This is a genomic window from Chitinophaga sp. YR627 (assembly GCF_900114995.1).
In the GTDB taxonomy this organism is placed as follows: Bacteria; Bacteroidota; Bacteroidia; order Chitinophagales; family Chitinophagaceae; genus Chitinophaga.
This window is the reverse complement of sequence record NZ_FOUX01000001.1, coordinates 1,259,652-1,273,760: the sequence shown is the minus strand read 5'-3', so window position 1 is coordinate 1,273,760 and position 14,109 is coordinate 1,259,652. Positions and strand designations below refer to the sequence as shown.

9 protein-coding genes are annotated in these 14,109 nt (G+C 46.6%); all 9 read right to left on the bottom strand.

Translation table 11 applies throughout. The annotated features are described in order from the left end of the window. Positions 1 to 7: 7 nt before the first annotated feature. The 9 genes from BMZ72_RS04585 to BMZ72_RS04545 all read right to left on the bottom strand — a co-directional run bounded on the left by BMZ72_RS04585 (position 8) and on the right by BMZ72_RS04545 (position 14,102). On the bottom strand, positions 8 to 2,548 hold the full coding sequence (locus BMZ72_RS04585; RefSeq protein ID WP_089805691.1) for a zinc-dependent metalloprotease: 2,541 nt from the start codon (positions 2,546 to 2,548) through the stop codon (positions 8 to 10). 19 nt (positions 2,549 to 2,567) lie between these two features. Then, positions 2,568 to 3,938 carry a RagB/SusD family nutrient uptake outer membrane protein gene (locus tag BMZ72_RS04580; protein WP_089805688.1) on the bottom strand — a complete coding sequence of 457 codons (1,371 nt, stop codon included), beginning with the start codon at positions 3,936 to 3,938 and terminating at the stop codon, positions 2,568 to 2,570. A gap of 12 nt (positions 3,939 to 3,950) precedes the next feature. Beyond that, positions 3,951 to 7,493, bottom strand: coding sequence for a SusC/RagA family TonB-linked outer membrane protein (locus BMZ72_RS04575; protein ID WP_177222674.1), 3,543 nt, complete (start codon positions 7,491 to 7,493; stop codon positions 3,951 to 3,953). A gap of 263 nt (positions 7,494 to 7,756) precedes the next feature. Then, complete coding sequence (locus tag BMZ72_RS04570; protein WP_143087599.1) at positions 7,757 to 8,941, bottom strand: FecR family protein; 1,185 nt, start codon at positions 8,939 to 8,941, stop codon at positions 7,757 to 7,759. A 49-nt stretch (positions 8,942 to 8,990) separates the two neighbouring features. Then, entirely contained in the window at positions 8,991 to 9,581 is a 591-nt protein-coding gene (locus tag BMZ72_RS04565; protein ID WP_089805683.1) for an RNA polymerase sigma factor, read from the bottom strand. Between the two features lie 253 nt (positions 9,582 to 9,834). Continuing rightward, entirely contained in the window at positions 9,835 to 10,275 is a 441-nt protein-coding gene (locus BMZ72_RS04560; RefSeq protein WP_089805681.1) for an SRPBCC domain-containing protein, read from the bottom strand. A gap of 306 nt (positions 10,276 to 10,581) precedes the next feature. Beyond that, entirely contained in the window at positions 10,582 to 11,532 is a 951-nt protein-coding gene (locus BMZ72_RS04555; protein ID WP_089805679.1) for a family 43 glycosylhydrolase, read from the bottom strand. A gap of 22 nt (positions 11,533 to 11,554) precedes the next feature. Next, on the bottom strand, positions 11,555 to 12,262 hold the full coding sequence (locus tag BMZ72_RS04550; RefSeq protein ID WP_089805677.1) for a DUF3823 domain-containing protein: 708 nt from the start codon (positions 12,260 to 12,262) through the stop codon (positions 11,555 to 11,557). 16 nt (positions 12,263 to 12,278) lie between these two features. Then, a complete protein-coding gene (locus tag BMZ72_RS04545) occupies positions 12,279 to 14,102 on the bottom strand; it encodes a RagB/SusD family nutrient uptake outer membrane protein (RefSeq protein ID WP_089805675.1) in 1,824 nt (607 codons plus the stop codon). Between the last annotated feature and the right edge of the window lie 7 nt (positions 14,103 to 14,109).

Below are 14,109 nucleotides of genomic sequence, written 5' to 3'. Positions count from 1 at the left end.
TTGTCAATCAAAATCTAAGGTCTTTTTCACCGATCTTATTGATCTTGTAGTTCAGATCCTTCAGGTGACGCTGCGTATCTTTATCCAGTCCCGGATTGTTCATCATTCTGATGATCAGCTGTTGTTCCTTTGTCAATGCCGCTCTCATTACATCACTGAGGTCAGTCAGATAGAAACTGTACATCTGGCTCATACCGGTAATCATCTGATCCATATTATCCGTAGGATATACCATATCCAGGAGTTTACTGATGTAGATCTTCTGTAAGTTACGTCTGTAGAAACTTACGCTCTTACCTTCATACAGCTCTCTGAAGACGATCTTGTCCAGATCCTGCATCAGCTCATCTGCTGTATACACCTTCCCTGTACCTTTACCATCATGTTGCGCTGCCAGCATGGAGGTCATACGAAAACGGTTTAAAATACCATTTAACACCCCTCTCTGCACCTCGCCCAGGTCAATACCGAATTTATCAGGTATTTTCTCCATTAGCGATTTCTCATTCAGCCATTCAGGCGTTGTGAACAGTTCCTTATCCAGGAAAGCAACCGCTTCTTTCTGGCGTTTGTATTCTACTACTTCATAAGTAGCACCCGGCTGTGCAGCAATTTTCTCTGTGTGGTATTCACCACCGATATTACGTACGACGTGTCCGATATAGGTGCCATACTGGTCGTATACAGCGGACAGCATGCTACGCATGTTGGTATAATCCTTTTCAGGCTCGTATGTCCATTGACCAAGGTTTTTGATAATACGTTTCAGGTTCATGATACCATAGGTACCCGCTTTCATTGCATCATCACCCAGGTCTTCATTCTGACAACGTGGATCCAGTGGCTCCATTTCGCTACCAAACCAGAGACGCTGGTTTTTCAGACTATCTGTAACGATCGGCGTCAGTAATTTCTGCTCTTCGTACTCATCCTTCACGTTATCGCGCCATTTATACGCCCATTCAATCGCCCATTTATCATAGTCATTGATACGGGGATACAGACCGGCACGGCTGATATTATCTTCCGGTTGTGCTACATAGTTGAAACGTGCATAGTCCATGATGGATGGCGTATGGCCATATTTCTCCACCCATGCCTTGTTACGCAGATTTTCTACCGGAACAGTAGAACTGGAACCGAAGTTGTGCATCAGACCGAGTGTGTGACCTACCTCATGAGAAGACACAAAACGGATCAGATCACCCATCAGTTTATCGTCAAACACCAGTTTTCTCGCACCTGTATCAACAGCAGCACACTGTACGAAATACCATTTCTGCAACAGTGACATCACGTTGTGGTACCAGAAGATGTGACTTTCCAGGATCTCACCTGTACGTGGGTCGTTTACATTGGGCCCCATGGCATTGGCAATGGATGATGGCCGGTAGATGATAGCGGAGTGACGCGCATCTTCCAGGCTCCAGGTGCTGTCTTCCTGACGGGAAGGGGCTTCTCTTGCATAGATGGCATTTTTGAAACCAGCACGTTCAAAAGCTGCCTGCCAGTCATTTACACCCTGAATTAGGTAAGGCACCCATTTCTTTGGCGTAGATGGATCGATATAGAATACAATTGGTTTTACCGGTTCTACCAGTTCACCACGTTTGTATTTCTCTACGTCTTCCGGTTTAGGTTCCAGTCTCCAGCGTACCGCATAGGTGGTATTGGCTACGCCCTGCGGATTAGCGTCGAAATCTTTATGAGAAACGGTGAAATAACCTACGCGTTTATCCTGTAAACGCGGACGGGCCATCTTCTCCGGCAGCATGACCATAGAAGAGTTCAGTTCCACGCTATAGTTAGCAGATGTTGGGTTCAAACCAGCTGCATATGTTTTGAACGCACGTACCTCTACGTTGGTAGGATAGGCGTGTACATATTTCACATAGCTCCTGTCGTTCTGCTGAGCACCCATACCTGCACGCGTTTTGAACAGTGGCTTAGAGAAGTAAGTGATATCGTTATCGCTGTTCAGGAATTCGCTCATATTCAGTACCACCGCACTGGAATCAGCGTTATAGGCAACGATCGGGAATACAGCCGCAATCGCTTGTACGTTGTTACGCTGCACGCTGGTGTACATCGGTTTGGAGGTATCGCCGCTATATTCGGAGAAGGAAAGTCTGCGGAGATAGAGATTATTATTACGCGCCTTTTCAAAGCGGTATACCGCCTCACCTATCTGGTCGCCGGTAAGTCCCCAGTTACCGTTACGCATGTCTACAGAAGCTTCTGCCACACGGTTAACGATCAGGATGTCCTTACCCATGACGGTCAATGGCACTTCAAAATAATACTCATCCTCTTTGGAATGGACAATGATGAAACCGGTGTCCGTGCGCATGTCTTTGGTGATCACGTCATTGTACTTCTTCAGCTTCGAGGGTGCGGGCTTTTTACCGGCAGTGGTGTCCGCCTTGATCTCAGTGGGCGTGGTTTCCTTATTATTCTTCTTTTTCCGCTGTGCTGTAGCCTGTACAGATGCGGCCAGCAGGACGCATGACAAAAGCCATGCGCCTGGGCTTAGTTTCAATCTTAACATATGTGGTTAGCTGATGTTGTTATCTCGGATTCTGTACGAGCTCCGGGTTAAATTGGATATTTTTTGCCGGAATCGGAAAAACATAGCGGTTGCTGTTGGGCGCCAAAGTATAGGTTTGTCCGCGGTAAGTGCGGCTCACCGTTACCGTATACTTCGGATCCAGGTTCAAGCGCTTCTGATCAAACCAGCGGAGACCACTGGCCATCAGTTCACGACGACGTTCTGTCAGCACAAGACGAAGCGCTTCCTCCGCGTCATTCGTATCAAGCGCTACATAGTCTGCAGCCGTAAAACGCTTTTCTCTTAGTTTATTCAACAGGGTCACGGCTTCCGCTGTCTTACCCGTACGTGCATCACATTCTGCCAGGATCAGCATCATTTCGCCTACACCCGGACCGGTATAAGCGCCGGAAGCCAGTGTCAGTCTGGTACGCCAGTAACCACGGCCAGGAAAAGAAGACCACTGGAAACTGGAACCATCTGCTGTATACAGGTCATAACGCAGATCACCTGGTTCAAAGAGTTTTACCAGATCAGGATTCAATGCGTAGGTCGTAGAAGCACCTACATTTTTTACCAGCATGATCTCAGGATCTTTGTAAACGGTGGGCATGGTCGACGGACTACCCGCGTAAACCTTCAGGTCCAGTAAAGCGGACTGTCTGCTTAATGCGCTGTCAGCATATGCGGCTGCGTTTGCATAGTCTCCCATATAAAGCGATGCACGGGCCATCAGGGCATATGCAGCTGTGGAGGATGGTAACAAAGTAACCACCGCTTGCGTTGGCAAAACTGGTGCGGCTTCTTTGAGATCAGCCATGATTTGATCATAAACTGCCTGTACAGAAGCCCTGTTAAGTGGTGCAAACAGATCTGGTTTCAGCAGTAAAGGTACACCTGGTGCTGTTGCTGCTGTTGCTTTTTCGTAGTGACGGGCATACCCGTTTACCAGCATCAGATAGGCATAGGCACGGTGTACCAGCGCCTGACTGCGCACTACTTCTTTTTGTTGTGTAGTGCCACCCTGGCTGCTACGCACACCCTCAATGATTGTATTGCAGGTATAGATCTGTTTATAAAAACGTGTCCAGTCCGGATCATCTGCATCCGCAACGATCGTTTCTGCCCAGATATAAGCATTTGCCTGCGCGGTCAGCATGCTGTTTTCAAAAGGATCATAGCTTACGCCATAATCATCAGCTGCATAAACAGGGAAACTGAAGGAAGGCGCCATATCATTCTCACTTTGTAAAAGGAGCTGATAATCGGTTGTATTGACCAATGCTCTTTTACCCTGCGGAGTCACCTCCACATAGCTGCGGCATCCGGTATTCCAGAGCAGGGACGCACTGCCCAATGTGATATATAAAAGTCGTTTTATAGTAGACATGATCAGTAACGATTAGAATGAGACATTTACGTTGAAAGTATAGGTTGGTGCTGGTGCAAGACTGGAATAGCTGCTGGTTGTCAGGTACATCGGATCGATGCCTTCCTTGTTCTTACGCCAGATCACACCCAGGTTGCTGGCAGTTGCACCCATTGTTACACTTTTTAAAGCAGGCATTCTCTTCAGCAGCTTCGCAGCCAGGATATAGCTCAGGGTCACCTGATCCAGACGTGCGTGTGAAGCGCTGATAACATTGATATCAGACTGCGTATATCTGATGATACTGGTAGAGTTTGAATTCAGCAGACCAGGAATATTGGTCGTTGCCTCATCACCTGCTTTACGCCAGCGGTTCACCATCGCCTGAGAGTTGCCGATAAAGCCAGGCGCCTGTCCGAAAGATGGATACAGACCTGGCAGGATATCCTGCTTCAGCACCTTATGTCCCAGGTAATAAGTCGCCCTTGCAGAGACACTGAATTGCTTAAAGCGAACCGTATGCATAAAGCCACCGAAAACAACAGGATCTTTACGACCCTTATAATGCCAGTCAGCTACTGTCAGTGCAGTACCATCAGTAGAGCTGAGGATCTTTCCTTCCGCATTGCGGATCTGGGTCTGTCCTTTATCATCCAGACCAGCCCATTCCAATGCCATTACATAACCTACGGGCAGATCGACAATAGGAGAACCCTGTGAAATAGAGGTAGTGGTAACCGGGAAGCGGGCATCTGTTACCTTATTGGTGTTATAGGCCAGGTTCAGACTGGCTGTATAACCCCAGGTGGCACGGCGGATGATATTGGCATTCAGACCGAGTTCAAGGCCGTGGCTCTTCATAGTTGCGGTGTTATACGCTACGCTGGTCCAGCCATAAGTCGTATTAAACGGCAGGTTTACCACAATACCACGGGAACGTTTGCTATAGTAATCAAAGGTGATACTCAGCAAACCACGCAATACAGATGCATCCAGTCCGCCGTTCAGTGTAGCGGTCGTTTCCCATCCCAGATCCTGGTTACCCGGAGAACCCAGATTACCATAACCCAGACCTGTCTGAGAGTTTGGCGCATATACATTCACCACGGTAAAGTTAGACCCGCCTGTTGGCGCTGTACCAGCAGTACCATAGGTTGCGCGGAGGGCCAATGCGTCCAGCCATTTCTGACCAGCCATGAATTTCTCCTTAAAGAGATCCCATTTCAGACCGGCAGACCATAAAGGAATCGCCCTGTTGCGACGATCGATGCCATACATGCTGACGTCGTCAAAACGGATGCTACCGGATACAAAATACTTATCGAATAAGGAGTAGTTCGCAGTAGAGAAATAAGACAGATAACGCTGGATGTTTGTCACGTATGCACCATCCTGATAACCCAGCTGTCTGGTGCCACCGAAGAACAGGCTATAATTCACTGTCGGATTAAAGGCCTGGGAAGTACCGGTATTTTCATCATATCCATAGCGGATCTGTCTGTAACCTTTCGACTTAGACTCACGGATATCTGTACCTGCGAGGAAAGTCAGTTTGTGGATCAGGTTCCACTGTTTATTGATATTCAGTTGCGCTCTCGTACCGTAGTCCGTAGACCAGCTGTTTGTATTCGTCATGATACCACCGACAGGCACACCATACACCAGTTTACCGTTCTGGATGGTGGTGGCACTATTCAGGAAATCTCGGGTATAATAACTACCAAGTTCATTCAGCAAAGTGATTTCCTGGGAGCTACGCTGATACATACCAGATACCTGGAAATCCGCCCAGGGAGTCAGTCGCGTAGTCAGCGACAACTGCATACGGGTAGCCTGTTTTTCAAAGCGGGTCTTTGAATAATTCAGTTCGTCGATCGCGTTATATGTCCATGGGAGCAGGCCCAGTTTATTATGAAGACTATCCTCGATCTCCGGCTTCAACAGTAAGCTATTGCTGATAGATTGACCATTCTGATCTATCAGCTGATCATAAGGTCTTAATCCATAGAAGCCTGGCTGTAATGCACGCAGCGCTGCCTGATTTACAAAACTGGTAGAGTAGTTATGTGTCAGTCCGGCAGTGATCTTCGCACGACCGCCAAGGATATCAGAGGTCAGGCTACTATTGATAAAGTAGTTGGTAGCACTGTTGCTTTTATAGGAAGGCTGATCTTTGGAATAGTTACCGGATACATGGTAGCTGCTGGTCCTGCCGCCACCAGACAGCGATAGGTTATATTGCTGTGTAACGGCTGGTTGCAAGAGGTTTTCACGGATCTGCGACTGGTTATTTGTAGCTGCCAGACGTTGTAACTGTGCATCACGTTCCTGTTCAGTGATCTGACCACGTTTAGCCAGGAACATATACCTCACTGCTTCACTCGGATTAGCGAAGCGCCAGTGTGTGAACGGATCCTGGTAGAAGTTTGCGTCAAACATCTCTTTTTCCATATCGATGTATTGTGCGCTGTTCATTGTTTTCAGCTTTGACAGGCTGATAGGCGCTGAAACACTCAGGGTGGCGCCTGCGTTCACGGTGGTCGCTTCTCCCCTTTTACCTTTTTTGGTTTCTATCACGATCACACCATTTGCGGCACTGGAACCCCATATAGAGGTAGCAGCAGCATCTTTCAGGAAAGTGATGCTTTCGATATCATTCGGGTTAAAGGCGCTCAGTACTGCGTTATTGGTACCTGACTGATCTCCGAATAAAGGCGTATAACCAGGGCGGAGGTTCAGGTTCTGATCTATCGCCGGAAAACCGTCGATAATAATCAGGGGCGCACTTTGCAGGAAGTTGTTGGCGCTTCTGATCTGTATGGTATTATTTACAGGGTCAAAGCGTACGCCGGGTACTTTACCTTCCAGGCGTTTAGCCAGGTTGATATCAGGTGTTTCTTCCAGTTCTTTGGAAGTGATCACCGTATATGATCCAGGTGTCGAGGCTTTTTCGATCTTCTGGAAACCGGTACTTACTACAACACCTCTGAGTTCTCTCTGTTGCGGTGTCAGGGTGATCTTTACATTGACATCACCATCAGTCACCGTAATTTTTTTATGCGCGGTCAGGTAAGCCAGGTGTCTTACTTCCAGCGTATAGTTACCAGCGGGCACGGCGGCCATTATAAAGGTACCGTCGTTTTGTGTGGTCGCGCCTCTGTCTTCAGTAGGCATTAACCTTACGATTGCTCCTGGTACAGGCACTCCTCTTTCGTCAATGATCTTCCCTGATACCAGCGGCAATTTCTGCGGCGCTGTATAGGGCATTGGTACGGGGATAGTCCTGCGGGAAATGACGATCGTTTTATTTTCGATCGAATAATCCAGCGGCTGATTGTCTAAAGCCTTTTTCAGGAAATTCTCCAGCGGCACTTCTTTAACGCTGATAGAGACTGGTTTTGTCTTTCCCAATAGATCCTGATCGTAGAACACCACATAACCCGTTTGCTGCTTAATAATTTTAAATACCTGTTCCAATGGCACATCTGTGCAGGTATAAGTGATGTTCTGCGAATAACTGATTTTGGCGCTTGCCTGCATAATAAATGCCAGCAACAAAATGGTTGATAATCGCATAATACGTAGCGTTTGATTCACTAACCGGCTATCCTTCCGGATAGGCATAGGCATCCCCTGCCGGTTACAAGAAGCTTGAAAAATCATACTTTTGTACTCGTTGTGGTTGATAAATAAAATAAGTGTCTGGCTAGACGCTGTTTTTGTTTAAAGGCCCTGACTCATGGCCGTTCTACCTCCCCGTAGAGCGGCCATTCAATTCCTGGCTGAAGTCCCTTCTGAATGCTGCTTATAAGCTGTTTTACGTTTTCTATGTCACTGTTTTACATTACTATCAGTTTGTTGCCGTTTTCGATGCGGCATTTTACATCCATCTTTTCAAGGATGCGTAAGACCTGTTGCAGGGAAAGATCCCGCTGTAGTTCCCCACCAAATTTTCTGGCAGGGATTTTTCCTTCAAATACGACATCTACATCATACCATCTGGCGATCTGCTGAAGTACCTGTCGCAGATCAAGCCCGTCAAAATTGAACATTCCGTTCTTCCAGGCCATTACCTGATCAATGTTCACTGTTCTGTTCAGTTCCACCTTTCCGTTGTCAGCCACTGCCTGCTGAAGAGGATTCAGCACAACGCGCCGGTCAGGATCATCACCTGTTTTCATCACTACTTTACCATCCAGCAACGTCGTGCTGATTGGGCTTTCATCGGAATAGGCGTGGATATTAAAGTTGGTCCCGAGCACCTCTACCGTTGCACGATCATCAATCTGTACACGGAAAGGTTGCTGTGGATCTTTAGCTACTTCGAAATAAGCCTCCCCCTTTAACGTTACCACTCTTTCATTGCCATTGAAGGCTGTCGGGTAACGGAGGGATGTGGCGGCATTCAGCCATACGGCTGTACCGTCCGGTAACACGACCCTGAACTGTCCGCCGCGTGGCGTTGTCAATGTATTAAAGCCGGCTCCTCCGGTACGGGCGTCCGCCTTATACTGTAAGGTGCCCCCTTGTTGCTGCACGGCGGTATTGCCTTGTACCAGTTGTTGTTTTCCCATACTGTCCAGCGATACAACGCTACCGTCCGCCAGTGTTAATATGGCTTTATCCGTTCCGGGTGCTTTATCATATACGGCAGCGATCTCCTGTACAGGTTTACGCTCCACCAATACCCATGTACCGGACGCGGCCAGTAATACGACAGCCGCTGCAGCCCACCAGTAACGCCTCAACGGGTGAATACGCGCTACAGGCGTTTTTTCCGGCTGTTCCTCCGTCAGAAATGACAGACTATTAAACACTTTATCTACCGGCTGCTGGTGTCTGGAATACAGTTCTTCCGCTGTACCTTCTACGTCCACTTGTTCAATCATTTCCTGCCATACGCGCGCAAATTGCTGATCGGCAGCATAAGCGGCCAGTTTCCTGACCTCTGCTTCCGTACAGGCTCTTTGCAGAAATTTATCGAACAGACCACGCAGTTCTTCCTCATGAAAAACATCTTCCATAATAGCTAATACGAACAAGGAGAAATAAATAACTACTCTCCGTGAAAAATTATTTTAAAATAAAACAGAGCAGGATAATACCGGCGATATCCGGGTGGTCCGCCAGGTATTCCCGCAGGAATTTGGTGGCCTTAACTATATGATTATTAACGGTAGACGGAGAAATGCCCAGTAACAGACTGACTTCATCATGACTCTTCCCCTCCAGTTTACAGAGGGTAAATACCAGTTTACGTTGCGGGGGTAATGCATCTACGGCCTGCTGGAGCATAAATGCATTCTCTTTTTGTTCCAGTCTTTCTTCTGTGTGCGTGTAATGGTCAATACTGGCTTCGAGGAGCCGGTTGAGCAGCTGGGTACTGCGGTTGGCCTTTCTGAAGAGATCTATGGCCAGATTGTCTGCTATTTTGAATAAATAGGACCTGAATGAGCGGGTAGGGTCAATGACCGTATGTTTCTGCCATACGACGATAAACACCTCCTGGAGCAATTCGGTAGCGAGGTCTTCAGAATGCAGTAATTTCAACAGCTTACCATAAATACGGGGCGCATAATGATAATAGATCGCCTGAAAGGCATCTCTATCACCCGCCGCCATCTTTTCCAGTAAAGCTGTTTCGTTATCTAACATTCCTGACATGCTGCTTCATTCTCCACTGATTTGGTAGAATAGGGCGCTAAAATAAGTAAAAAGCCGTGTTTTTTACAATCAGGGATTAGGAATTATCAATCAGGAATGTAGAAATTAGTGCTTTCCTCTATTATTAAAGGATTTTATCGAGATTCTATTCAATAATAATACATATTCATAAATTCAATAGGTCGCTCAATTTATGAGCGACCTATTGAAATATCAATCAATATTATAATTGGTCAGGTCTGAAAGCCCCTGACTAATTCTTCTCTGCCAGTTCTTTTACTTTCTCCAGCGCCTTCGGCCAGGTATTTACAAAATACTCCTTATGGCTTTCTGCGATGTCCATATCAACTACCAGCTCTGTATGACCGTCTACATTCTTTAAGGTATAGTTCTCATGCGCACCCGCCCATTGTTTTACTTCCGGACTATCAAAATCTTCTTTTCCTTCCTTTACATAGCCCAGGTGCTCAATTGACATATACTCATTAGGGATGTTTTCCGCGATAGCCGAAACCATGCCACAATTCTCGCCATCCAGGAACAGTACCTTACTGCCTTTTTTCCAGTCAGTTTTAGCCCATGATCCTGGTGCAAAAACGGAAGTCCATTCCCTGTAAGAAGCATCATCCCACAAGATCTGCCACACTTTTTCGCGTGGACCATTGATCATGATCCTGAATTCCTGTTTTTCCATAATACGTGTTTTTAAGTGTTCTAAACCTATGAATAATGGAAGCTTTGTTCGCTGTAACAAAGATGGAATTCTTTTACGTTCCGGAGGCGGTGTGCTTACGACATTCTTGCGGGGCAGAACAGTCAAAAAAATTAGGAATTGGTAATTAAGAATTAAGAATTCGAATGCAGTGGGGATGATTATTATTACCGACACTACATTACACTAAAAGCCACTACCGGTTTCCAAATAATAAGAGGCTGCATCATACTTTGAGCAGCCTCTTACGGTTCAATTCTTAATTATTAATTGTTAATTCTTAATTTTTCACTTCGTCTGTACTACTTTCTGGATCGTACCATCGCTGTTATAAAACAGCTTATCTACGCAAATAGACCTTAACCAGTCATGATGTGACAATGCACTGTTATGATAGAAGGAATACCACTGTCCTTTGTATTCTACAATAGAACCGTGATTGGTATAACTATCAGTCGGATCCATGTAGATACCACGGTAGGTCCATGGTCCCAGCGGACTGTCACTGGTGGCATAGCGCATCTGGTTGTGTTTACCATCTTTATCGTTATTGTCAGAATAAGACAGATAATACACACCATCACGCTTATGTACCCAGGTTGCTTCATGGAAATCTACCAGGCCTTCCATTGGCTGCATAGTACCATCTATTTCCATCATATTATCCATCAGTTTTCCGCCTTTGCAGACACCGCCACCACCATAATAGAAGTAAGCCAGTCCGTCCTCATCTATGAATACACAGGGGTCAATCATTGGCTCCAGATCAGGCAGGAAGCCCTGTACCTTAAATCCTTCTGCAGGACTATTACTGGTTGCCACGCCTATCTTCCAGGTCTTATTCCATTCATCGCCACTTGGATGCGGGAAATAGAAATAATAGGTACCTTTTCTGAATACGCAGTCAGGCGCCCACATAAAACCGCCGTCCTTTCTTCCCCAGGGCACCTGGCTCGCACGCAGGATCTCTCCATGGTCTTTCCAGTTCACCATATCATCCGTAGAGAAAACATGATACTGGTCCATCAGATCGCATCCACGTGGCGGTGCGATATCATGAGAAGCGTATACGTATAATCTGCCATCTGACCATACATGCGCCGAAGGATCTGCAGTGTATATATCTGTGATAAACGGGTTCTTTTGTGCACTGGATGAAAGCGCCGACAATGCCATACATGCGATAGAAAAAGAACGAATGATCATTCCCTTCATCTGACTGATCTTCAATTGCTGCATACCTGTTACTTTTGATTTACTGTTATGGAACTTTTACCTCTATTATTTGTGAATAGTTAAATTGTTTATAGCTGTCATCCACACGTGCACCCAGTCTGGCATAAAATGTCCTGCCTGATTTCAGGTTCGGCACCCTGATCTCATAGGTTTTGGCGGCAATCTCACCCGACCAGCTGGCATTGATATCCACTTTATTCGGATCGGTATACTGACTGATCGTAGCGCCGCTGCCTACGTAATCACTGATATTTACAAATGGTTTGATATCCAGTAAACGGGGCAATCCCGCTTCCTTCGGCACCGAAAGTTTACAACGCATGATCAACGTGGTGCCCTGCAGTTCGTGTTCAAACTGTGTGATACGAAGATACGGTGTCAACGTGAAATCCTGCGTGGTAGTGCCGTTGATATCGATCTCTATTCCTTCTACCGGCCAGAAAGCGCCATTGGCGGGTGTTACCCTGTAATGACCGCTAAACAGCTTTGTATCTTCAAAGGTACCATCACTTTTTGACGGAATATATTGTGGTGTTGGTGTGGCACTCCAGCTCAGCTCTTCCAGCTTGATCTGTACACCACCCGTTTCTGTCAGAAAATTTTCCTTGGAATCATTATCCAGCAGCCGGCCTTTGAACCCTGCATCCGGACCGTCATAATTATCCTCCTTGGAGCAGGAAGACACTAACGTGGCGGACAGTAAGATAAATAATCCTGCTATAATCTTGCGCATGGTACTCAGTTTTTAATTAATGGTTAGGATTGTTGGGGAACAGATTCGGGTTCTTACCCAGTTCACCGCCGGGAATCGGCTCATAATAGAACTTCTTCTCAAAGTTGTAGGAACGCTGAAAAGGCTCCATTTCACGCAGGAAGATGTACTTCTTTTCATCTGCCACATAATATGGCATCAATGCATGGTATTTGGTATTATCCAGCATTCTGTCAGCAATACGCCATCTTCTCAGATCCCACCAGTACTGCTTTTCAAAAGCCAGTTCCTTACAACGCTCATTCCTGACCGTATCGATGGTGGGGTCTGCCGTCAACTGCGGTGCACCAGCCCTGTCTCTCAGGTCATTCATCACTGTTCTTGCATCAGAAAGCTTGTTGAGTTCTACCGCTGCTTCTGCCCTGTTCAGCAATACTTCTCCATAGCGCATATCGATCCAGCTTTGTGTACTCATGTACAATCCGCAGGCAGACTGTGCGCGGTTATAATCGATATATTTCCTTACATAAAAGCCGGTACGGGTCAGGTTATCATCATCTGTACTGATACCGGTAAAACCAATAATACGCATGCCATCGTACAGGGTTTCTGTTTTACCTGCCAGGTGTCGGTATTGACGATTGGGTGGATTCTGTCCTATCTCGTCTGCGGCGGTACCCTGAAAATGCTCATAGATACCCCGTTGCATATCGAATTGTTTTCCTCTCAGCGAAGCACCCGGAAAATAAACGGTTGCCAGTAACCTTGGTTCTACGCCCTGCATCAGCTGCGCTGTATTGTCAAAACGACGTGGCGTACCGTCTGTATTCACTACAGGCAATTGTCCGTTAAAACGCTCTATCAGTTCCAGTGTAGGATAAGCACGGGAAAGACCATCAGCGGTCATAAAGCGGCAGGTCATCGTAGCGTCCCAGCTATGTGCGGTATTACTGGTGAGGGAATAATCACGTAAGAGGATATTTTCTGTACTTTCTTTATCAAGGAAGAGGTCTACGTAGTTCTGCTCTTTATCGGTCTTTTTACGGTACAGACTATAATGTCCTTCCAGCAGCTTTGCAGCATCCCATGCACGCTGAAAGAAACCCTGTGCCGCAGACGCCGGAATACCGACATAACCCAGTGTTCTGGCTTCTCCTTCTACGAAGTTCGCCGAACCATATTTCGCGATCGTACCAGCATATAACATAGCCCTGGATTTCAGTGCAGCCGCTACATAGCGGTTTGCACGTCCTCTCGGACTGGTTTCCGGCATCTTCTTATAGGCACTGTCCAGATCATCTGCAACGAAATTCCAGACGTCTACTTCCTTATCGCGGTGTACCTGCAATTCTTCCAGACTTTGCTCCGGATAATGCTGTACCTGTTTGATGATTGGAATACCACCATAACGTTTTACTAATGCGAAATAGAAATAGGCACGGCAGAAATAGGCTTCTCCCATCCAGGCGTCTATCTGTTCCTTTGAAAATCCTACCCCAAATACCGGCAGATTTTCCAGGAAATAATTCACCGTACGGATGTCACCATAAGGCCAGTAACCAAATCCACCCGCACCATCATATGTGCTGCCGTATGGTCCTACCATCTCACCACAGAGTGCACCGGGGTGATAGAACTGCTCCCATCCACGGTTAAATCCTGAATTTGCCTGCTGATAAAAGAAATCTTCAATGGGTAATGCTTTGTAGATCGTTGCCATATAACCAGCCACGCCAGCCTCCGTGCCAAAAACGTCCTTATCCTGGATCACATTTAGGGGTTCTACGTTCAGGTCGTGACAGGCGGGTTGTATAAGCAGAGTGAATATTGTAATGATGCTTAAATATATCTTGCTCTTCATATGGTTT

Bases quoted from the DNA above. Each gene is read 5' to 3' on its own strand.
- BMZ72_RS04570 (WP_143087599.1), bottom strand. From the start codon at position 8,941: ATGGAAGATGTTTTTCATGAGGAAGAACTGCGTGGTCTGTTCGATAAA.
- BMZ72_RS04550 (WP_089805677.1), bottom strand. From the start codon at position 12,262: ATGCGCAAGATTATAGCAGGATTATTTATCTTACTGTCCGCCACGTTA.
- BMZ72_RS04555 (WP_089805679.1), bottom strand. From the start codon at position 11,532: ATGCAGCAATTGAAGATCAGTCAGATGAAGGGAATGATCATTCGTTCT.
- BMZ72_RS04545 (WP_089805675.1), bottom strand. From the start codon at position 14,102: ATGAAGAGCAAGATATATTTAAGCATCATTACAATATTCACTCTGCTT.
- BMZ72_RS04575 (WP_177222674.1), bottom strand. From the start codon at position 7,493: ATGCGATTATCAACCATTTTGTTGCTGGCATTTATTATGCAGGCAAGC.
- BMZ72_RS04585 (WP_089805691.1), bottom strand. From the start codon at position 2,548: ATGTTAAGATTGAAACTAAGCCCAGGCGCATGGCTTTTGTCATGCGTC.
- BMZ72_RS04560 (WP_089805681.1), bottom strand. From the start codon at position 10,275: ATGGAAAAACAGGAATTCAGGATCATGATCAATGGTCCACGCGAAAAA.
- BMZ72_RS04565 (WP_089805683.1), bottom strand. From the start codon at position 9,581: ATGTCAGGAATGTTAGATAACGAAACAGCTTTACTGGAAAAGATGGCG.
- BMZ72_RS04580 (WP_089805688.1), bottom strand. From the start codon at position 3,938: ATGTCTACTATAAAACGACTTTTATATATCACATTGGGCAGTGCGTCC.